General features: G+C 38.1%; 17 protein-coding genes and 1 tRNA gene. 8 read left to right on the forward strand and 10 right to left on the reverse strand.

Features of this window, described 5'->3' with window-relative positions; genetic code table 11:
- Positions 1–93 precede the first annotated feature (93 nt).
- Together LPB89_RS01950 and LPB89_RS01955 are read left to right on the forward strand one after the other, a co-directional pair.
- The gene (locus LPB89_RS01950; protein ID WP_230700028.1) at positions 94–438 is read left to right on the forward strand and encodes a hypothetical protein; all 345 of its coding nucleotides are present in this window, start codon (positions 94–96) and stop codon (positions 436–438) included.
- 373 nt (positions 439–811) lie between these two features.
- Positions 812–1,216 (forward strand): hypothetical protein, encoded by a 405-nt coding sequence (locus tag LPB89_RS01955; protein ID WP_230700029.1) that lies wholly within the window; start codon positions 812–814, stop codon positions 1,214–1,216.
- Between the two features lie 122 nt (positions 1,217–1,338).
- On the opposite strand, the gene LPB89_RS01960 is transcribed toward LPB89_RS01955, so the two are convergent.
- Together LPB89_RS01960 and LPB89_RS01965 are read right to left on the reverse strand one after the other, a co-directional pair.
- A tRNA-Ser gene (locus tag LPB89_RS01960) sits at positions 1,339–1,425 on the reverse strand.
- 59 nt (positions 1,426–1,484) lie between these two features.
- Positions 1,485–2,354, reverse strand: coding sequence for a LysR substrate-binding domain-containing protein (locus LPB89_RS01965; protein ID WP_230700030.1), 870 nt, complete (start codon positions 2,352–2,354; stop codon positions 1,485–1,487).
- Between the two features lie 91 nt (positions 2,355–2,445).
- Between LPB89_RS01965 and LPB89_RS01970 the strand changes: the two genes are divergently transcribed.
- Positions 2,446–3,681, forward strand: coding sequence for an MFS transporter (locus tag LPB89_RS01970; protein ID WP_230700031.1), 1,236 nt, complete (start codon positions 2,446–2,448; stop codon positions 3,679–3,681).
- A gap of 227 nt (positions 3,682–3,908) precedes the next feature.
- On the opposite strand, the gene LPB89_RS01975 is transcribed toward LPB89_RS01970, so the two are convergent.
- The 5 genes from LPB89_RS01975 to LPB89_RS01995 all read right to left on the reverse strand — a co-directional run bounded on the left by LPB89_RS01975 (position 3,909) and on the right by LPB89_RS01995 (position 8,489).
- Positions 3,909–4,940 (reverse strand): asparaginase, encoded by a 1,032-nt coding sequence (locus LPB89_RS01975; RefSeq protein ID WP_230700032.1) that lies wholly within the window; start codon positions 4,938–4,940, stop codon positions 3,909–3,911.
- Positions 4,930–6,066, reverse strand: a complete 1,137-nt coding sequence (locus LPB89_RS01980; protein ID WP_230700033.1) for a 1-acyl-sn-glycerol-3-phosphate acyltransferase — start codon at positions 6,064–6,066, stop codon at positions 4,930–4,932. The genes LPB89_RS01975 and LPB89_RS01980 overlap by 11 nt, the downstream gene beginning before the upstream one ends.
- A gap of 60 nt (positions 6,067–6,126) precedes the next feature.
- A complete protein-coding gene (locus LPB89_RS01985; protein ID WP_230700034.1) occupies positions 6,127–6,906 on the reverse strand; it encodes a TatD family hydrolase in 780 nt (259 codons plus the stop codon).
- A gap of 270 nt (positions 6,907–7,176) precedes the next feature.
- Entirely contained in the window at positions 7,177–7,902 is a 726-nt protein-coding gene (locus LPB89_RS01990) for a tetratricopeptide repeat protein (protein WP_230700035.1), read from the reverse strand.
- Between the two features lie 2 nt (positions 7,903–7,904).
- Positions 7,905–8,489 (reverse strand): RNA polymerase sigma factor, encoded by a 585-nt coding sequence (locus LPB89_RS01995; protein WP_230700036.1) that lies wholly within the window; start codon positions 8,487–8,489, stop codon positions 7,905–7,907.
- A 130-nt stretch (positions 8,490–8,619) separates the two neighbouring features.
- On the opposite strand from LPB89_RS01995, the gene LPB89_RS02000 reads away from it, so the two are divergent.
- From LPB89_RS02000 to LPB89_RS02020, 5 genes are all read left to right on the forward strand, one after another.
- Complete coding sequence (locus LPB89_RS02000) at positions 8,620–8,919, forward strand: hypothetical protein (protein WP_230700037.1); 300 nt, start codon at positions 8,620–8,622, stop codon at positions 8,917–8,919.
- Positions 8,920–9,064: 145 nt separating this feature from the next.
- Positions 9,065–10,051 (forward strand): hypothetical protein, encoded by a 987-nt coding sequence (locus LPB89_RS02005; RefSeq protein ID WP_230700038.1) that lies wholly within the window; start codon positions 9,065–9,067, stop codon positions 10,049–10,051.
- A gap of 197 nt (positions 10,052–10,248) precedes the next feature.
- The gene (locus LPB89_RS02010; RefSeq protein ID WP_230700039.1) at positions 10,249–12,201 is read left to right on the forward strand and encodes a PKD domain-containing protein; all 1,953 of its coding nucleotides are present in this window, start codon (positions 10,249–10,251) and stop codon (positions 12,199–12,201) included.
- A gap of 277 nt (positions 12,202–12,478) precedes the next feature.
- The gene (locus LPB89_RS02015; protein ID WP_230700040.1) at positions 12,479–15,136 is read left to right on the forward strand and encodes a CHAT domain-containing protein; all 2,658 of its coding nucleotides are present in this window, start codon (positions 12,479–12,481) and stop codon (positions 15,134–15,136) included.
- Entirely contained in the window at positions 15,088–15,525 is a 438-nt protein-coding gene (locus LPB89_RS02020; RefSeq protein WP_230700041.1) for a retropepsin-like aspartic protease, read from the forward strand. The genes LPB89_RS02015 and LPB89_RS02020 overlap by 49 nt, the downstream gene beginning before the upstream one ends.
- 30 nt (positions 15,526–15,555) lie before the next feature.
- Here LPB89_RS02020 and LPB89_RS02025 read toward each other — a convergent pair whose 3' ends face one another.
- The 3 genes from LPB89_RS02025 to LPB89_RS02035 form a co-directional block, all read right to left on the reverse strand.
- The gene (locus tag LPB89_RS02025; RefSeq protein ID WP_230700042.1) at positions 15,556–16,794 is read right to left on the reverse strand and encodes a TCR/Tet family MFS transporter; all 1,239 of its coding nucleotides are present in this window, start codon (positions 16,792–16,794) and stop codon (positions 15,556–15,558) included.
- A 157-nt stretch (positions 16,795–16,951) separates the two neighbouring features.
- On the reverse strand, positions 16,952–20,122 hold the full coding sequence (locus LPB89_RS02030; protein WP_230700043.1) for an efflux RND transporter permease subunit: 3,171 nt from the start codon (positions 20,120–20,122) through the stop codon (positions 16,952–16,954).
- Between the two features lie 89 nt (positions 20,123–20,211).
- The gene (locus tag LPB89_RS02035) at positions 20,212–21,279 is read right to left on the reverse strand and encodes an efflux RND transporter periplasmic adaptor subunit (protein ID WP_230700044.1); all 1,068 of its coding nucleotides are present in this window, start codon (positions 21,277–21,279) and stop codon (positions 20,212–20,214) included.
- Between the last annotated feature and the right edge of the window lie 9 nt (positions 21,280–21,288).

The following is a 21,288-nucleotide window of genomic DNA, read 5'->3' on the forward strand; positions in this document are numbered from 1 at the left end:
AGAAAAGAATAACAAATTGACAAGACAGACTATAACACCTAATTTAAGTAGTGGTCGAAATACTGTAACTAAAGAAACTAGCAAATAAAAAATATGAAAAAACAAATCTTAGTAGTTTTTATAATATTTTCAATTTTAAATTCACAGTGCTCGAGTTTAAAAAAAATTGAGAAAAAAGATTGTATAGAAAATGTTGAATTTAAAAATACTTTTATGTCACATATTTCTAACGTAGAAAATTATACTACACAAAAAGAATTTGACAAAAAAAAATTTAACGACGGAATTAAATTTTTATCAAAATACTGCTATGTATCAGAAGAAGAATTAATGAACTACGCAAATGAATATACCAATTCGATTGTATTTTACAAAGATAAAGAAGGTTGGTTAAAGTGGTATGAAGAAAATAAATGCAACAATATTCAATTTAAATAATAATAAATTATAGAAAAAGCCTCCTGCTCTCCGAAGAGTTCCTTATGAAAAGCTGCGCAAATATCTCTAGACTGCCCCCAAAAAATTAGACAATATTTGTGGGAAGTCTACTCTGACTTTGCGCAATTTTTTTTTGTTCTCTTGAAAATTAAAACCTGATAAAAATCTCCCGACTTTTTAAGTTTGGTTAATGAATACTAACATAATATAGCAAATAACATTATAAGAAAATTAGTTTTAAAGTCAAAGACTTTAGGAGATTTCTGTTTTAATTATATTTGTTTAAAATGGCGCAAAAACAAAACCTTATAATAATTCAGAATAATTAATTTTGCTAAAAACGAGAAACAAAAAATAATAAAAACAGTAAGTTATGAAAAAAGTACTATTCGTGTTAACATTATTAATCTCAAGTATGGGATTTAGCCAGGAAACAAAGACATTTGATTCAAAACTTGTGGGTTGTTGGCGTGGCTCGGAAGCTGATCAACAACAAAAAGGCACGACTAAATATTGGGTTGCTTGCAGGTTTGAAGATGGCAAAAGCACTTTGTTATTTATAGCTATTGACAAAAAAGGAAAAGTAACACAAATGACTGAAAATGGAAAATGGTGGGTAGAAAATGGAAAATTTCATGAACTGCATAACTATGATGGTGTGGCTGATGTGTATGATTACGAGGTTATCGATAACAGCATAAAGTTTACCGGGGTCGATGTAATGGGAGACAAGGAAACAAAATATAGTTTTTTTGATTACAAAATTGAAGAAGATTAAATTTAAGTAACAGTCCAAAATAGTGTCTGGTACTGAAAAAAATTTACATGTGATTTAAGCAAAAAAAATCATTCCATAAAAAAACCCTTGTGAACTAAACTTCACAAGGGTTTTTAATTTTGCAGAGAGGAAGGGATTCGAACCCTCGATACAGTTACCCATATACTAGCTTTCCAGGCTAGCTCCTTCAACCACTCGGACACCTCTCTATTTCGGTTTGCAAATAACACAAAAAAAAATGACTTACAAAAGTAAAATCCAATATTCTTTAGATGCTTTTTCGAAACTCTTCCATAAACAGTTTTACGGCCTTTTTCTGGTAACCGCCAATCGTCAGCATAAACGAATCTCTTTTGGTCGGAACTCCCGTAATCTGAATCGATTTGAGGTTATCCCAGCCTTTTAAGGCTTTTTCTGCCACTATCGTCGCCCAGTCACTGTTCTCTACCATTTGCAGTAAAGCATGAATGGAATTTAACTCTATGGCGATTTTGGGTTTCATGTTGTGTTTTAGAAACAGCCCTTCTACGAATTCCCTGGAATTGGATCCTTTTCCCGGTAAAATAAGCTGAATTTCTTCTATTTTCTTAAAGGCAATTTTATCCAGAACCGCCAAAGGATGCGATTTTGACACTGCCATCACCATGTGCGAAGTAAACAAAGGCACTTTCTGGATCGGAAGTTCAATCTCGTGTGACGAAATCACCAGCACCAAATCCAGTTCGTTGTTCATTAGTTTTTGTTCCAGGGCTTCTGTTGTGCCATATTCGACCACAATTTTGAGATTTTGATACCTTTTTGCAAAGGAATTGATGACCGGCAAAATCAAAAGTCCGAAAATATAGGTTACCCCTACCCGAAGTTCACCGCCAATCATTTCGTTTAAATCGTCGATGGCCTGCTTTCCGTTTTGTACCTTTTCGATGACCTGCTTGGCATGAATCAGGAAAACGGAACCGGCTTCGGTAAGCTGTACTTTTTTTCCGATCCGGATAAACAAAGGCATTCCGAGTTCTTCCTCGAGTTTTTTGATCTGTTGCGATAATCCGGATTGCGTGACAAAACAAAGCTCGGCGGCTTTTGTAAAATGAAGTACCTCAGCCGTCTTAATGAAATACTGTAGTTGATAGATTTCCATATTGATAAGTTTAACTACTTAGTATCAGTAAAATTATTAATTTTTCTAATGAAATCATAATCCCGAACTTTGTAAAAAAATAGCAAGGGTTATGTTTAAGGCGTTAAAATCAAGAAACTTCAAATTATTCTTTTACGGTCAGTCGGTTTCGGTTATTGGGACCTGGATGCAGAAAACTGCGGTCAGCTGGATGGTGTACAGCATCACCGGATCTGTTTTCTTACTGGGGCTGGCTACTTTTCTGAGTATGATTCCCTCTCTGTTTTTAGCACCTGTGGCCGGAAGTATTATTGGCCGTTACGACAGGCACCGCTCCATGATGATTTTACAATCGCTGGCCATGCTTCAGGCGGGCGCATTGGCTCTGCTTATTTACCTGAAAATATACAACATCAACTTTATTCTGGCTCTTAGCCTTATTCAGGGGATTATCAATGCTTTTGACATGACCTGCCGCCAAACCATGATGATTGATATTGTCAATGACAAAGAAGATTTACCCAATGCTGTGGCACTTAATTCTACGCTGAACAACTTCGCCCGAATTGCCGGTCCAGCCCTGGCCGGAATTATTCTGCACCAGTATGGGGAAGACATTTGTTTTATTGGAAATTTCATTAGTTATATTCCGGTTTTGATTTCATTGCTACTGATGAAAATCACACCCCATATCAAAGCAGAGCACAAACTTAAAATGCTGGACGATCTGATAGAAGGCCTTGATTACGTTAAAAAAGAAACCGAAATGGCACGAATGCTGCTGATGTTAATGTGCAGTAGTTTATTTGTCATTTCTTTCAACACGCTTATGCCGGTTTTTGCTAAAGATATCTTTAGTGGAAATGCCCAGACTTTTAGCTGGTTCGAAAGTGCCGCAGGGATTGGTTCTGTGCTCTCCGCGATTTATCTTGCCAACCTGAAATCATCCAAAAACATGAATAAAATAATGATTGCTTCCAGTTTACTGCTCGGTTTCAGCATTATTATACTGGCGGTTTCAAACAGTCTGACCATTGCGCTGATCTGCATGACGCTGAGCGGTCTCGGAATGATGGGACAAACCTCATCGATCAACATTTATATTCAGACACAAAGTGCCGTCAATATGCGTTCGAGAAGTATTAGTTATTATCTGATGGCGTATCAGGGAATGATTCCTGTGGGAAGTCTGATTATTGGGTATCTTTCTCACTCTCTTGGTGTGCGAACTACGGTGGCAATTCAGGGGATTATCTGCCTTCTTTCGGTGATTGTGTATGTGTATTATAAAAACCAAAAGGCTGTTGAAGAAGATTTAGAAACTTGCCCAGTACCTTATAAGGATTGATAAATTCCAATTCTTGTAGCTATCTAAATAAATTCCAAATTCCAATTATTCGGAAACTTTCATTTTGAAACCTGATTGATAACAAACAGATGAGGTAAATCTCCGCAACCATCTCCATTTCCGAAGATGCAAAACGGTGTAGCGATTCTAACGAAGATTTCTCGTTCCTCGAAATGACAAACTTTGAGTGATCAGTTTTGGAATTTGGAATTTAAAATATTGTTTTTTTATAATGAAATCTCCCCGCGTAAAGAAGTTTCAAAAATAGTTTTGAAGTTTTTTGCTTCTATTTCATGACCTAAAAGGTACATTAGTTTTGTAATAGCCGCTTCGGTGGTGATGTCTTTACCTGAAATTACCCCCAATTCTTTAAGTGCCGTGCTGGTCTCGTATTGTCCCATATTGACGCTTCCGCCGGAACACTGCGTCACATTTACGATATGCAGGCCGGATTGAATTGCTTTTTGAATGAGGTTTAAAAACCATTCTTCGGTTGGGGCATTTCCCGAACCGTAGGTTTCCAGAACAATTCCCTTTAAGTTGGGCGTTGACAGGATCGATCCCAAAACAATTTCGCTCATACCCGGAAACATTTTTACAATGGCCACATGATTGTCCAAATTCTTGTGCACCAATAATTTCGCATCGGTTTTTACGGGAAGGAACAAATGGGAATTTAATTTAAGATGAACGCCCGATTCTACCAATTCAGGATAATTGGGTGCCGTAAAAGCCCTGAAGTGCTCTGCGTTTACTTTGGAAGTGCGGTTTCCGCGGTATAATTTATACTCAAAATACAAACAAACTTCATGGATTACGGGTTTGTCATTTTCCTGTAATGAAGCAATCTGAATAGCTGTAATCAGGTTTTCCTTAGCATCGGTACGCAAGTCCCCTATTGGCAGCTGCGATCCGGTAAAGATTACGGGTTTGGCTAAATTTTCGAGCATAAAACTCAATGCAGAAGCCGAATAAGACATGGTATCGGAACCATGTAAAACTACAAAACCGTCAAAAGCCAAATAATTTTCCTCGATAATCGTGGCCATTTTGGCCCACATCTCCGGATTCATATTCGAGGAATCTATTGGGTTCTCAAATGAAACCGTTTCGATTTCACAATCCAGTTGTTTTAATTCTGGAATTTTTTGCAGCAGTTTGCTAAAATTGAAGGCTTTGAGCGCTCCTGTCTCAAAATCCTTGCTCATACCGATTGTTCCTCCGGTATAAATTAAAAGTATTTTAGCCTTAGAGGACATCCTGATATTTTAGTTTATTGACAACCGGATTGGCATACATGGATAAAAACCCTTGTCTGGTAACAGGATTATCGCTTCCGATTCGCATTTCTAAACGACGTTCAAAAAGCGATTTTTCGTTTTCCTTGTAGTGGTGGGCAAACTTATTTGTTTGGTTTAAAATATCGTAAGCGATAAAATTAGTCGGCCATAACTGGTAATTTTTCAGAATAGAATCGTCAATTACCTGCGCCAAAGCCTGAATTTGCTTGTTGGCATTATCATTCTCGGCTACAATCTGATCAATTTCCGTGTTTAAAACATCGCCAACGGAAATATGTATTCTCTTTTTGGTTCCCATGATACCACTTAAAATGGTCATGAAATCTTCGTTTTTCTCTTTGATATAAATTTCATTGTTTGCTTCAGCCATCAATTGCGGCATTTTCAGCACATCGGTAGGATCATATTCGTATGAAATAGAAACGGGAACAATTTTTATTTTCTTAAAATAGTCCATCAGATTAGCTTCATCAGAACCCATTCCGATCATTTTCAGTACTCCGGGATTCGTTTCGTCATTTCCGTCTTTGGTACGGCCTTCCCTTTGTGCAATCCAAACCGAACGATTTTCTCGAAGCAGTAACTGTCCCATATATTCGGACAATAACTTAGAACTCTGCAGCATTTCTCTTGGCGTTAAACCTCTTAAAACCAAAAAATTTCTGTTCAGTTTTGCCAGTGTACTTAAAAATGCTTTTTTAACCAGATTATCTCCAATGGCAGACGCTGTCATCACCAGGCCATGTTCGAACAGGCAGACATTAAGCAGGGTGGTGTCTAACAGAATATCACGGTGATTGGATACAAATAAATACGAAGTATTTTTTTGCAGTTTCTCAAAACCGGAAGTGGTAAGTCCTTCAGAACTCTTTTCGAGTACTTTTTGAATCGTATGATAAATAAAATTACATTGAAAATCACGAATCGAATGTGTTTTCTTAAGCTGATCTTTCCAAGCATCATCCTCTAATTCCGGAAAAGTAAAATTCATCATGGCTTTCATCATAGGATGATTGACAACATCATGAAGTGCTTCATTTATTTCTGAATCATAAAACGGTCGAATGGCATCAAATCTCTGCATTAATATCTATTTTAGGGGGCAAAAGAACAAAAAAAAAATTAAAGTATTGTAAGTTCAGGGTTAAATACCGAAAACGTCTTTTGAATTTTGGGTCGTAATTGCTGCTATTTCTTCTTCTGAAACATCATAAATATCAGCTAGTTTTGCTACGACATTTACGATATAACTGCTTTCATTTCGCTTCCCGCGATACGGAATTGGCGCTAAATAAGGCGAATCGGTTTCGAGAACAATATGTTTTAAATCGATTTCCTTTAGAAACTGATCAATTTTTCCGTTTTTAAAAGTCGCCACACCGCCGATTCCAAGTTTCATATTATACGTCAGGGCTTGTAAAGCCTGTTCGTGTGTGCCGGTAAAACAATGGAAAATTCCAAACAAATCTTCTGATTTTTCTTCTTCCAGAATTTCAAAAATCTCATCGAAAGCTTCACGACAATGGATTACGATGGGCAGTTTATAGTGTTTTGCTAACTGAATTTGTTTTCGGAAAGCAAATTGCTGCTCCGTAAGATGCGTTTTATCCCAGTACAAATCGATTCCGATTTCACCAACGGCATAAAATTTTCTTTTAGCCAGTTCGGTTTCCACATGCTGCAGCTCCTCCAGGTAATTGTCTTTGACGTAAGTGGGATGCAATCCCATCATCAAAAACACATTCTCCGGATAGTTTTTCTCCAACTCATACATAGACTGCGTTGCCGCAGCATCAATTGCGGGAATGAAAAAGCGTGTTACTCCTGCGGTAATGGCTCTCTGGATCATTTCATCACGGTCCTGATCAAATTCTTCTGAGTATAGATGGGTATGTGTATCGGTAATAATGGTTGTTGCGCTCAATGAAAATAATTTTAAAACGCCAAAATTACGACAATATTAAAAACTTTCCCAATTTGAATAATCCGGTGGTAAATGGGCACACGGATTATACGGATTCACTTTGTGAAAACGCGGATTGTCACGGGTTTTTCAACACTGTTTCAGGCTCAGCGAAGTACTGTTTGTCAGACTGAGCGAAGTCGAAGTCCTATTTGAATCCTATACCACAAAAAAAACGAGGATCTCCCTAAAGAAATTCCTCGTTTCGAATGACATTGTATCGTGACGGGCTTACTCCAAATCTTTCAATAAGAGCTGTACCGCTACATAATCTTCATAATCTTCCGGAATTGTGAGCAGGATTTTTTTGCATCCCGCATAATCTTTTTGCTTCAGTTTGCACAAGGCGAGATTCCAGGTGGCTTTCTCTTTATAGACTGATGTTCCTGATCGCAGCACTTCAAAAACAGTTTCCGCTTTTTCATATTTGTTTTCTTCTAATAAAGAAATACCATAGAAAAACTGAATTTCCGGCGTTTTGGATTCCTTCAGGAGTTTTTCAAAAAGCGGAATTGCAGCTTTATATTTTTCAGCATTAAACGCAGTTTCTGCTTGTTTTAAAGTGGTATTGGTATGTCCTCTTTCGGTGAAATAAGCCTGTTCGTGCTGACTGTAATCTTCATAAACAGGGTTTTTGGTATAATTAAAAAAGAACAGTCCAACCAAAATCACGATAGAGGCCGCAACTGCATAATTCCAGGGTCTTAAAGCAATTACTTTTGGTTTATTTTTATGGAAATGTTTATCTGAAACCTTCACCAGATTTTCTTTGAACGCTTCTCTTTCTGCTGCAATTCCGAATTTATTTTCCAATTGCTGCTGTGCTGTTTTGAAAGCCCCGAACTCCGCGGCAAATTCGGGATCGTCCGAGATTTGTTTTTCAAAATTCGCTTTTTCATCAGGAGTCAGTTCATCCTGAAGGTATTGATCGAATAATAGGTAGCGTTCTTCGTTCATGACTAATTATTTTTTAGAGATTTAAAGTTTTTAGTTTCCTGAATCCACTGTGTTAACTGGCCAATACATAACGATTTCTTTTTACGGACATATGCATAGGTTACATGGAGCTTTTCGGCTACTTCTTCCATCGATTTAATTTCAAAACTCAGCTTTAATAATTCCTGGCATTTTTCGCCCAGTTTTTGGAACATGGTGTCAAAAAGCTGTTGTTTTTCATCAAATTCTTCGGTTTGCTCCACCAATTCGTGAGCAGATTCACTTATAGATCCCGCATCTTCATTAATTGTTACCCCTTTATTGGCTGTTTTTTTCAATTCATTCAGCCATTTTCTTTTACACAGCAGGAAAAAATAGGCATCAAACGGACAGGTCAGTTCCAGTGTATTGGCTTTGGCCTGATTGAACAGCAGCAGCAGTACTTCCTGAACAATATCCTGTGCCTGATCCTGATTGCCGGAATTGTTCCTGATATAGAACACGACTTTCGGAACAAACTTTTTATAAATCTCCTGGATTATAATCGAATTATTCGCAGCAAGCCCTTCGATATATTTTTGGTCGGAATGAATTTTGGTTTTGGCCATAAACAGCTTTTTAAAAAGCTAATGTAAAAAGAATCTGAAAATAAATTTCAAAAACAGGGGTAACAATTCTAAAATCAGATGGATATAACGAAGCAGGAAACTTTTAAAACAATTCAAAAAATTAAAAGAAATGGAAAGTTATCATCTTATTCACGAAAAAAATCTGGACCGGTTTCATAAAATGCTTTCCGCTAAAAAGCGAAACGGTTTTGTAATTATCGAACATAACGAAAAATTGCCTTACGCTGTTTTGTCCAGAGAGAAAATACAAATCAATCATCCTTTTCACTTATTTCTGACGGTGATCACATTGGGTCTCTGGTTGATCGTCTGGCTTTATTTTATCATCACGCTTTTACGAAAGAAAGACATTCTGGTTGCATTGGATGAAGATGGAAATGTTTTTCAGGAAAAGTGCCTTTCGAAATAAAATTCAAAAAAAGTAAAAAAGAGGGGTAACAAAATTTCACCCCAACGGATCTGCTTCTATAAAACCTGAAATAAATTAAAAAACAGGGGTAACAATTTCCCCACAGTAAACATCTATTATTAAATAACTATTAAAACTGACTATCATGAAAACAAATTTTAAAACAATCGGACTATTATTATTCGCTATAACGACATTAGTAAGCTGTGACAACAGCGACGGCGACAACAACAATTCAATCCTGCCTCCGACTGCTGCAGCGTTCAAAGGAATCACCGAAAAAGGAATCAAAAGAAATACACAGAACTTTACCGTAACAGCCGGAAACGGGGTGGTAAGCTTCACTTCTGCAAAAGGAGTTAAAGTAAACATCAACGGAGACTGTTTAACTAAAAACGGAACTCCTGTAACCGGAGCCGTAAATATTGAATATATCGAACTTTTTGACAAAGGAAATATGCTGGTGACCAACAAACCAACCATGGGGCTTACAGCAGACGGAAAGAAAAATTTATTGATTTCCGGTGGTGAATTTTTCATCAAAGCTACTCAGGGCGGCGTTGAACTTCAGACTTCCTGTTATATGAACATGTTGGTTCCTGCAACTTTAACAGATGGTGTAGACAATGCCATGACTTTATGGACAGGCGCGATCAATGAAGCCGGAGAACTGGCCTGGAGAGAAGCCAAAGCCGGTGCAGATGGCGGTAACGGAAAAGGCGGTGTGCAGGGCGAGGGAAACAATTATTATGTTACTTTCGGGAATTTCGGATGGACAAACGTAGACCGTTTTTACAGCGACCCAAGACCAAAAACAACTTTACTTGTAGACGTTCCGGAAGGTTTCGACAACAACAACAGCGCGGTTTATTTGTCTTATGATGGTGAAGGAACAAATGCATTGGCCAAACTGGATACGTATACAGCAGCAGGATTATTTAGCGAACACTACGGACAAATCCCGATTGGACTGGCTTGTCACGTGATTTTTGCAACCGAGGATAATGGTCAATGGCGTTACGCAATCAAAGGGGTGACCGTGGCTGCCGGAGACATTTATACTTTCACACTTGCCGAAACAACAGTCGGCACAGAAGCTCAACTGATAGCTGCAGTGAATGCAATTCAGTAACTTACAAAATACTTTTAAGAAAAAGTGGTGATTTGCTCATCACTTTTTTTTACATTTAATCCAGTTTTAAAATTAATTCTGATGATTTTCAGAAGCTAATCCTGCTATCCGTTGCCATCTTTTTTCCTCCCTGTAGCTATCGGCACAGGCAAAAAAAAGGATCTCCACTACTATCAGGGCTAAAAAAGTATCTAGTTATGAAACCACTATCATCGATTGTCTTTCTGCTGTTTTCTATATTTTCTTTCTCGCAAACCAAAGTAAAAGACACCATAACCCGAAGAGCCAATATTGTTTTTATCCAAAACGGAAATACCGTTACCTACAAACCCGAGACGCCACCGTTAATTCCGATTGCGGGCGCACCAAAACCAAGTTATTCGTACTTATGGGAACTCGGAGACGGGCATTACAGCAAAGAGGCCGAACCGAAACATGTCTATAAAAACAAAGGAAACTACACCACCAGACTCGCCGTAACCAACAATTACGACAATGGAAAACCTCCTGCCACACGACCTAAAAAAGTCGCTGTAAATGACATCACCGATACAGATTATAAAGATATCGCCTCGATAGCCGACCAAAACGGATTTGCGATCTTAAAAAACTGTGACCCGATTCCGGAACAGGAAATGGTAGTTGTAGTAAGTTATCAGAATCTGGAAAATTATGTTTCGAGCGGTAAACTGTATTTGTTTTATAATGAGAAACAATTTAGAAGCAATAATTTCGAATTGGTCGATTTCAGGACGTATGCGAATGAACGGGAAGTCAAAGAAAATCCGGTCGCTGCTGTTGATGATCTGGATGATACTAAATCGTACCTGGCTTCTGCCGAAAACACTTTCAAAACCAAAAAATACAGAAACACCACCACCGAAGAAGATCTGGATGCTTCCCTAGCAGACGCCAACAAAACCTATCATAATGTGTCTGTCTTAGAATTTGACGATGCTAATCCGGGTGAAACCCGCAATCTTTTTTACACGTTCAAAACAACACCCGAAATGATCAAGGATACCAGCGCAACGGTCACCATGCGCGGAATTTTTGTCCCAAACCGAAGTTATAAAAACCACAAAATAAAAAACCTCGAAATGGAAATTGTAACTTCTCATGATCCGAACAAAATGGGGTCTAACGGAAGTTTTATGAATTACAGGCTGGTACGCTTTAAAAGGGTAAATTTCAAAACCCGTTTCCAGAACAATGGCGAAGGACCGGCAAGAATGATTCGACTTGAAACGGATGTTCCGGACATGTTTGACAAGACAACATTTCAGATCGAAGACCTGTATCCCAAATGTCCGATTTGCCCTAAAGGCGAAGAACCAACCGTAAGCTGCCTGGATACGATCATTAAGAAGAACCAGATCTTTTTTACGTTTAAAAACATTTACTTACCGGGGAGTGAACAAAAAAATGTACACGAAAAAGACAGTACAAAAGGCTTTGTAAAATATTCCATGAAATTTGCCGAGGACTTTCATAAAGTAAAAACGCGCAGCCGTACTGCCATCATTTTCGACAAAAACGAGCCGATTATTACCAATTATGCCACTACCCGATTTTTACCGGGAATCTCTATCGGGGCAAAAGCGGGTTACAATTTATATCCGGATTTGGACAATTCGACCAGTTATTTTGTGGGCGCGACGATTTCGCCTTTTAAATCCTATCGTTTTTACTGGCAGGCAGAATGGATCAACAGCATCAATAAATACGATAGTGCTGAAAATGTAATCGACGAAGTGGTTGTAAATCCGAATGGGGTAAAACAGCGGCAGCGCACCACCACAAGTACAGAAAACAAAAGTGTCAATTGGGAAGTGCCTGTGCTGATCCGGTACAATATCAATAATTATATCGGGGTTGGTGCGGGTGTGCAGGCCAATTTCAATGTTTCCCACGAGCAGACTCAAAATATTAAAATTGAATCTTTTGAAGGTGATTCGACTAAATTTGTAATTAACACCCGAACGGATTCTAATGCCGTCAAAAATTCCTTTACCGATCTTAAAACCGGATTGTTGCTGGACCTGACTGTGGGTGCCGCGAGAATTGGACCAAGTCTGGGGGTGCGTTATGTGATTAATTTCGAACAGAATTTTAATTATTTTCAGTTTTACGGAATCTGGAAGTTTTAAGCGTTATTACACAGAGATGCACAAAGAGTTTCGCAGAGATACACGGAGAGAAAAGCGTTTGCCACTAATTACACAAAGTTGCACGAAGGTTCTCACTGAGATACGCAGAGAAAAAAGGTTTAGCCACGAATTACACGAATTTTCGCGAATTTTTTCCACTTATGCTGCTTAAATTAATTCGTGAAAATTCGTGTAATTCGTGGCAAAAAAAAAACTTAAAATCCCTTAGTGAGCCTTTGCGAAAACTTCGTGCATCTCTATGAAATAAATCAATAATATGACAAAACTGTATTGCTATATTTTATTCTTCACATCGATACTACTCTCCGGGCAGCCATCTGTTTCAGAAGAAGATAAGCTATACCATGCCATTGATGTTTTTGTTGCGAACCCTTCGGCGAAAGCCCTGCAAAACTTAACGAATACAGAAACAGAATTCTGGAAAAACCCAAAGCCCAAAACCAAAGAGGCATTGCTGGCCATTGTAGTTTTAAACTGCAATAAAGCCTACTACGAAAATCAGTTCGGGCAATCTGAGAAAGCGATTAAAAGCTACGAAAAAGCCTGGCTCGTGTATCAAAAATATCATTTTAAAGGTTACGATATTATCGAATACTGCCTGAAACCTTTAGGCAATTTGTATACCCTTCTCGGTGATTATGACAATGCCGAAAATACTATTAAACAGTATTATTTTATTGCCGATCAGGAGAAAAATGAACCTCAGAAACTAGCAGCGATTCTTAATTTATCGAATGTATATCAAAACACCGGAAATCTTTACAAAGCAATTGACTTGCTCGAAAAAACAATCCAAACCGAAAAATTAACCGCAACTCAAAAAGGGGTTTTATTAAACAATCTAGGCGCTGATTATTTTCTGACGACCAAAAGTTTTTTAATACAAACAACTGCTTTTGAAAAAGCCGAAAGTTCTTTCCTCAAAGCCATCCTACTGTTAAAAGACGATCCGTCGCAAGCCGAGACTTTATCCAATTCGTATCGAAATCTGGCCAAATTAAAAATAGAACAAAACGACCTGGCCCAAGCTTCGGACTATTTTGAAAAAGCCAAAACAGCATTCCGCAAAACGTCCGGCCAGGAACCCCGAAAAAAAGCACAATTGGATTATGAAGCCGCTTTTCTTTCTTTCCGACAGGGAAAAATAAAGGAGGCCAACGAAAATATTGTTGCTGTTTTTAAAACGCTCCTTCCGGATTATTCTCCTTCCAAAAATATCCTTCCCAAGCAGAATTCGCTTTATGCAGAAACGGTTTTACTGGATGCCCTGGATTTGCAGGCGGCCGTGTATCTGGCACAAGACCAGCCCAAAAATGCCCTGAAAAGTTTTGCTCTTTCCTTTCATATTGAAGAATTGTTTCAGTCGCTTCTGGTGTACGAAAATTCTAAAATTGTAACCCAGATCCGAAATCGGAACCGAACCGAAAAGTGTATTTCGATTTATTATTCCCTTTATGAAAAAGAGAAAAAAATCCATTATATCGAGAGTGCCTTTTTGCTTTCGGAACAAACCAAATCGGTGGTTTTAAAAAGCCGTCTTCACGAAAACACGAATTTGTCCAGAGCAGAAAAGCTAATTTTACAACAGCTTCAAAATTGGAATACTGTTATTCTAAAAGAACAGCAAAAACTGGAACTGGCGAATATTTCTAAAATCAATGAAGCCATAAAAAAGCAAAATGAACTGATGCTGTTGCTTAAAAAACAGAAAAGTGAAGACACCGCCGAAACCGATACTGCTTTTGATCTGCAAAAATTATACGACAAATTAACACAGGATAATGTTGTACTAACGGAGTACTTTGCAGGTTCCGACGGTATTTATAATTTTACGGTTGAAAACAACACCATAAAGCTTTACTATATTTCTCTGGAAGGGACCGGTTTAACCAGCCTGATGGAATTTATTCGCCTTTTTAATGATCCCAATGCGATTACCAATAATCCACAGCACTACAACCGGGTTGGAAACCGTATTTATAAATATCTTAAAATTTCCTCCACCGGAAACCACAAAAACCTCATCCTTATTCCGGATGGTATTTTGAGTTTTCTGCCTTTTGAAGCTTTAATCACAAAAGAATCGGCTACGACAAATTTTGCTAAAATGCATTATCTGGTCAGTGATTTTAATGTGGCGTATAACAATTCTGCTTCCTTTTATGTGAATTCGGTTCCGTTTTCCAAACCAAAAAAAACGGTTCTGGGAATTTTTCCGATTTTCGAAAATACCGATTTTGCCCTGACTTTTTCTAAGAATGAATTACAATCTATCAGGAAGAATTTTGATGGTCAGTTTTTCGAAAACAGCAATGCGACTTTTTCTAATTTCAAAAAAAATGCTGCATATTATTCTATTTTACATTTGAGTACGCATGCTTCTTCCGGTGATCTGGAAACTCCGGCAAGCATTAAATTCTACGATCAGGAAATCCTGTATTCTGAATTGTACAATCTCCATATCAATCCGGATCTGGTTATTTTGAGTGCCTGTGAAACCGGCATAGGAAAATTATACAAAGCAGAAGGTGCCATGAGTGTTGCAAGAGGTTTTCAGTTTGCAGGTGCGCAGAATTTATTATTTTCATTATGGAAAGTAAATGATTTTACAACTTCTGTTTTTATGGATGATTTTTATACCAACCTCAAAAAGGATCAGTCTTTTTCTGAAGCCAATGCGAATGCAAAACGTGCCTTTTTAAGTGACCCAAAGATTCCAAATGCTAAAAAATCCCCTTATTACTGGAGTGCTTTTGTCTATTACGGCAGTATTGCCCCAGCTGAAAAATCTTCCAATTATATCGTATACATCATTAGTATTTTGATTGTAATTGGTTTATTTTTGATTTTCAATCCTTATCAGAAATGGAAGATCTTCATAAAGTCCTCAAAAAAGCAAAATACCGAAAAGTAAAATTCAGGGTTACCAAAACCCAGCATTTATTAATTAAGGCAAAAATAAATGGTGTTTCGGGAAATTTCATTTTAGATACCGGTGCTTCCAATACCTGCATTGGTTTTGAAAGTATTGACTATTTTGAGATCTCTGCCAAAAAATCTAAAACCAAAGCTTCCGGAGCCGGAGCAACCGGCATGGAAACCCAGATTTCTTCCCATAATCATCTGCAGCTCGGCAGCTGGAAAAATACCGATTTCAATCTGGTTATTTTTGATCTTTCACACGTAAACGAAGCTTTAACATCCTACAAAGCAAAAGCGGTACACGGTATTATCGGTGCTGATGTTTTGCTTAGAGGCAAAGCCATTATTGATTATTACAATCATTATGTTTATCTGCAATAAAAAGAGTTTTTTTATTGAAACAGAAACGATTTATGCCTCATTTTTTTTATTGGGAACCGCGTGTTTTTTTAATGAAAAATAAGCCACTACAGTACTGAGCAGCATCAAAAGACCTCCTAAAATAAAGGGTGCTCCGGCAAATTTAAAAGGCGCATCACTATGGGTGAAAAAGAAAAAGGTGTTTGCCATCATGGGCGGGCCAATGATTGAAGAGGCACTCATTAAGCTCGTCAAAGTTCCCTGAATTTCTCCCTGCTCGCTGGGCGCTACTTTACTGGCAACCACAGATTGTAATGCCGGTCCGGCAATTCCACCAAGGCAATACGGGATTAAAAACACAAACATCATCCAGCTTTCTGTTGCAAAGGCAAACAACAACATTCCGATGGTGTACAACGCCAGTCCGATATAAATACTTTTTTCGTTTCCTAATTTCGGATTGATCCAGCGAACTAATCCTCCTTGTACAATTCCCACCAACAGACCAATTATTCCCAGCGAGATTCCAATCATTCGTTCGTCCCAGCTGAACTGATAAATGGTAAAGAAACTCCAGTTGCTTTGTACGGCATGTGATCCGACGTATAACAAAAATATCGCTGCAATTAATCCAATCAGTGTGGGGTGTTTTTTCAGACCCAGAATAGCTCCAACGGGATTTGCCCGTTTCCAGTTGAAAGATCTGCGGTTTTCTTTTTTCAGGGATTCCGGTAAAATGAAAAAGCCATATAAAAAGTTGACCATGCACAAAACGGCTGCTGCATAGAAAGGCACCCTTGAACCATATTGTCCTAATAAACCGCCAATGACCGGCCCTATGATAAATCCTAATCCAAAAGCTGCCCCAACCAGACCAAAGTTTTTGGCCCTGTTTTCGGGCGTACTGACATCCGCAATATAAGCTGAAGCTGTTGTAATACTGGCTCCGGTTACTCCTGCAATAATTCTTCCTATAAATAACCATAAGATGGTGGGCGCAAAAGCCAGTAATAGATAGTCTAATGAAAATCCGAAAAGCGAAATTAAGATAATCGGCCTTCTCCCGTATTTATCACTCAGGTTACCGATTACAGGGGCAAATACAAACTGGGTTATCGCATAGGCAAAAGTCAGCCAGCCCCCTATTTTTGCTGCTTCGCTGATATCGCCATGAATTAATTCTTCTATTAATTTTGGAATGACAGGAATAATAATTCCCCATCCGGTAATATCAATTAACATGGTTATGAAAATAAAACCAATCGCCGCAGATTTATCTTTTTGTAGCATAAACTTTATAATATAAGGTGATACAAATAAACATCTTTTTTTTAATTAACAATAAAAAATCCCAAACTCCTTAAATTGGAATTTGGGATTTTTTGTGTTTTTTGGAATTCCTCCAAGAATTTGGAATTTGGAATTTCAATATTGAGATTTAAAACTCTTAATGAGTATGTTTTGGATTAAAACCGTCTTCGCTTAATTCTTTGTGCTCGTAATCGGCCACCATTTCAGCTTCGTAATCGATTTTTTCTCCTTTAGATAATCTGCGGATAATTCCTTCCATGATCTGGTAGATTACAGGAACAACAATCAGGGTCAGGAATAACGAAGAAATCAATCCTCCGATAATTACCCACGCCAATCCGTTTTTCCATTCCGCTCCTGCTCCTGAAGCTAATGCAATCGGGAACATACCAAATACCATCGCAATAGTCGTCATCAAAATCGGACGCAAACGAGCGTGATTCGCCTGAATCAGTGCTGTTCTGATTGATTCTCCGGCAGCTCTTCGCTGATTCGTATAATCGACCAGCATGATCGCATTCTTACACACCAGACCAATCAACATGATGATCCCCAAAATGGTAAAGATATTCAAGGAGTTATTTGTCAGGGCTAATGCCAATAAAGCACCAATAAACGAAAGCGGAATAGCAAACAATACTACAAACGGGTGAACGAAACTGTCGTACAAACTCACCATTACCAGGTAAACCAAAATAATAGCGGCTAATAAAGCGATTCCTAAAGTACCAAATCCTTCCGATTGGTTCTCCTGGTCACCTCCCCAGATGTAGTTTACTCCGGCCGGTTTTTTCAGTTTGTCTAATTTTGCCTGCCATTGTGTTACAATTGTTCCCGATGGAACCCCAACGTTTTGTCCTTTTACCGTTACCGAAGCAGATTTATCTCTTCGCTCTAACTGGCTAGGTCCTGAACCTTCTGTAATATCAGCAAACTGCGATAATTTAATTTGTTGCCCTGAAGCATTGATAAAAATCAGACTACTCACATCCGTAATACTTTTTCTGTCGAAAGCATTGTATCTGATGTTGATATCATATTCGTATTCACCGGCTCTGTATTTACCATCTGTATTTCCGCTAAAAGCAGTCTGCATGGTTAAACCAACCGTTTGAAGCGTCAATCCTAAAGCAGCCATTTTATCACGGTCTACCTTAACGTTTACCTCCGGGTTTCCGTCTTCAACCGTTAATTTAATCTCTGTTGTTCCGGGAATTGTACGTAATTCAGCTTCCGCCAATTTAGCAAACGCCATAGCACTTTCTGTTGAAGGTCCTGTTACGATTAATCCTAAAGTAGCATCTTCAGCAGTTCCTAAGATACCTACGGGAACTGTTTTTACTTTTGCTCCTACTAATACTTTTTCAAGCTTACGTTTGATTTTTGCCGCATAAACATTGGCATCATCGGTACGGTCTTTTTGTTCGATCATTTTTACGTCAATCTCCGCCTTGTAAGCTGTAGCCTGTGAGGCTCCAAAACCTTCACTGGTTTGTCCTACCGTTGTAATCTGGCTGTGCACATATTCCTGTGATTTCAAATAGGCTTCTGCTTTTTGCGTCATGAAGTTGGTTTGCTCTAACGAAGCATCTTTCGGCATTTCGATCTGGACTAAGAATTCCCCACTATCAGAAGAAGCGAAAAACTCTCCACCAATAAAGCCTCCCAATCCGAAGATTGATCCAAAGAACAAGATCAGTACCAGAACAATGGTCTTACCATAATTATCCAGACACCAGGTTAACAAGTGAGAAATCCAGTTGGTGAAACGTGTTAAATAGCTTTCGAAACCAAGAATAATTCTTCCGAATAAATTCTTTCCTTCGATATGTTCCAGTTTACCATAACGGGATGATAACCAAGGAATAATGGTAAATGAAGCTAAAAGCGACAATAAAGTTGAAATAATTACGGTTACACAAAATTGTGTAATGATATTAGAAACTAATCCGGAACTCATTGCAATAGGCAGGAACACTACCACAATTACCAATGTAATCGAAGTTACCGTTCCTCCAATTTCCGCAGTTCCGTCATAGGATGCCCGAATCCTGCTTTTACCCATCTCCATATGTCGGTAAATATTCTCGAGGACCACAATCGCATCATCGACCAGAATACCGACGACCAGAGACAATCCTAATAAACTCATTAAGTTCAGGGTGTATCCCATTAAATAAATACCAATAAAAGTAGCAATCAAAGATGCCGGAATAGAAACCATTACAATCAATGAGTTTCTGATACTGTGCAGGAAGAACAACATTACAAGAGCCACCAGCACTACCGCGATCAATAAATCGTGAACTACAGAATCTGCCGCTTCAAGCGTAAAGATGGTACTGTCTTTTGCAACTTCTAATTTTAAGTGGTTTTTTTCATAATCTTTTTCAAGAATTGCAATTGTTTTCAGCAACTGCTCACTTACCGCCACCGCATTTGCGTCAGATTGTTTTACGATTTGTAAAACAATAGCGCTTTTTTGATCTACACGTGATATTTTCTCAGCGATTTTCTGAGTATCCTGAACATCGGCAATATCACTTAAACGAACCTGAATTCCATTTTGAGAGGAAACGACTAAGTTTCTTAATTCCGTAACATTTTTGTATTTACCCGCTAAACGGATTAATATTTTCTGATCACGTGTCTGAATGTTTCCGGTTGGGAAATCCAGATTGGAAGTCAGAATAGTTTGTTGTACCTGCGGCACAGATAATCCGTAACCCTGCATTTTTACAGCATCAAGATTCACCTGAATTTCACGCTCAGATCCACCAATAATATTTACCTGGGCAACACCTTGTACACGGGATAAAATAGGCGCAATTTTTTTGTCAATTAAGTCATAAAATGCCGCTTCGTCCATTTTTCCGTTGGCACCAAGGGTCATAATTGGTAAATCACTCAGCGAGAATTTGGTCAGTGCAGGCGTTTTTACGTCCTCCGGCAAATCACTGATAATCGCATTTATTTTACGCTGTGCATCATTTAAAGAGAAATCGACTTTTGCATTTGAGGTTAAGGTAATCGATACGATAGATAAACTTTCGTATGATTTCGAGTCAATTTTTTTAACATTCTCCAAGGACGCAATCGCATCTTCAATTTTCTTGGTTACGGTATTTTCTACCTCACTCGGGGAAGCTCCCGGATAAATAGTAGAAATCGTAATAACGTTTTGCTCAAATTTTGGGATCAGCTCATAACCTAACTGGCTGTAACTGAACAATCCACCAAGAATCAGAATCGTAAACAATACGATTACTAACGACGGACGTTTTATGGATATTTCGGCTAATTTCATATATTTTTCTTTATGCCTTAGGCTATACGCAATACGCTTTAGGCTTTTTAACTGCTTAAAGCTTATTGCTTACGGCTTACAGCCTGTAATTATTTAATAATTTCTACTTTATTACCGTCTTGTAAGTTAATCTGACCTGTAACAATTACAGTTTCTCCATCAGATAATCCATTGATGATTTCTACCTGATCTCCTAAAATTCTTCCGGCCGTTACTTTTCTTAATTTTGCAGTACCTTTTTCCACTACAAAGATTTCGTTGCTGCTCACACTTCCTACGAAAGCATTACGCGGTACAACCATCAGGTTTTGTTTTTGTTGTTTAGAACCGAAGTTTGCTGTTCCGTACATCCCTGCTTTCAAATCATTATCTGAATTGTTTGAGATTTCAATTTCAACAGGAAAGTTTAAACTTTCGTCTGCTTTTGAAGCGATAAAAGTGATTTTTCCTGAAAAAGCTTTATCAGGATATACACTGGCTGTAATGTTTACCGTGTTCCCTACTTTTAAACTGGCCACCTGGCTTTCGTTTACGGTAACTTTCAATTTTAATTTAGAAACATTTACAATATCAAACAATGCTGTTGCAGGCATTCCCGCCAAAATAGATCCCGGCTCAATATATTTTTTATTGATAAATCCGTTTATTGGTGCTTTTACTTTAGTATCACCCACATTAATATTGGCTTGTGTTAAGCTGGACTGTGCATTGGTCAGGGCCAGTTTTGCCTGATCTAGTTGTTGTTTTGTAACACCACCTGTTTTGAATGCATTTTCATATCGTGCATAATCTGCTTTTGCATTTTGATAAACGGCTTGTGCCTGTTGCGCGCTCACATTAATTACATCACCTCTCACGGTCAATAAAGTCTGTCCTACTCTTACGTAATCTCCTTCTTTAGCCAGAACGCTGATTACTTTTCCTGATTTTTCAGCAGAGAAAGTTAATTCCTGAATCGGTTCAAAGTTTCCGTTTGCCACAAAACTCAATGAAATTTCTTCTGTTTTTACGGGTGCTACTTTTACGGAAACTGCTGCATTTTTCTCTGCAACAATATCTGTTTTTGCTTTATTTTCCTTCTTATTATTATTTAAGACATATCCAATTACACCTAGTGCTGCAATTATGATTACGATAGTTATAATAGTTTTCTTCATTTTGTTTCT

Source organism: Flavobacterium sp. ENC (genome assembly GCF_020991415.1).
Lineage (GTDB): Bacteria > Bacteroidota > Bacteroidia > Flavobacteriales > Flavobacteriaceae > Flavobacterium.

Coding starts and splice junctions, on each gene's coding strand:
- LPB89_RS01970 (WP_230700031.1), top strand. CDS start 2,446: ATGTTTAAGGCGTTAAAATCAAGAAACTTCAAATTATTCTTTTACGGT.
- LPB89_RS01955 (WP_230700029.1), top strand. CDS start 812: ATGAAAAAAGTACTATTCGTGTTAACATTATTAATCTCAAGTATGGGA.
- LPB89_RS02015 (WP_230700040.1), top strand. CDS start 12,479: ATGACAAAACTGTATTGCTATATTTTATTCTTCACATCGATACTACTC.
- LPB89_RS01995 (WP_230700036.1), bottom strand. CDS start 8,489: ATGGCCAAAACCAAAATTCATTCCGACCAAAAATATATCGAAGGGCTT.
- LPB89_RS02005 (WP_230700038.1), top strand. CDS start 9,065: ATGAAAACAAATTTTAAAACAATCGGACTATTATTATTCGCTATAACG.
- LPB89_RS02000 (WP_230700037.1), top strand. CDS start 8,620: ATGGAAAGTTATCATCTTATTCACGAAAAAAATCTGGACCGGTTTCAT.
- LPB89_RS02035 (WP_230700044.1), bottom strand. CDS start 21,279: ATGAAGAAAACTATTATAACTATCGTAATCATAATTGCAGCACTAGGT.
- LPB89_RS01965 (WP_230700030.1), bottom strand. CDS start 2,354: ATGGAAATCTATCAACTACAGTATTTCATTAAGACGGCTGAGGTACTT.
- LPB89_RS02030 (WP_230700043.1), bottom strand. CDS start 20,122: ATGAAATTAGCCGAAATATCCATAAAACGTCCGTCGTTAGTAATCGTA.
- LPB89_RS02025 (WP_230700042.1), bottom strand. CDS start 16,794: ATGCTACAAAAAGATAAATCTGCGGCGATTGGTTTTATTTTCATAACC.
- LPB89_RS01975 (WP_230700032.1), bottom strand. CDS start 4,940: ATGTCCTCTAAGGCTAAAATACTTTTAATTTATACCGGAGGAACAATC.
- LPB89_RS01980 (WP_230700033.1), bottom strand. CDS start 6,066: ATGCAGAGATTTGATGCCATTCGACCGTTTTATGATTCAGAAATAAAT.
- LPB89_RS02020 (WP_230700041.1), top strand. CDS start 15,088: ATGGAAGATCTTCATAAAGTCCTCAAAAAAGCAAAATACCGAAAAGTA.
- LPB89_RS01950 (WP_230700028.1), top strand. CDS start 94: ATGAAAAAACAAATCTTAGTAGTTTTTATAATATTTTCAATTTTAAAT.
- LPB89_RS01990 (WP_230700035.1), bottom strand. CDS start 7,902: ATGAACGAAGAACGCTACCTATTATTCGATCAATACCTTCAGGATGAA.
- LPB89_RS02010 (WP_230700039.1), top strand. CDS start 10,249: ATGAAACCACTATCATCGATTGTCTTTCTGCTGTTTTCTATATTTTCT.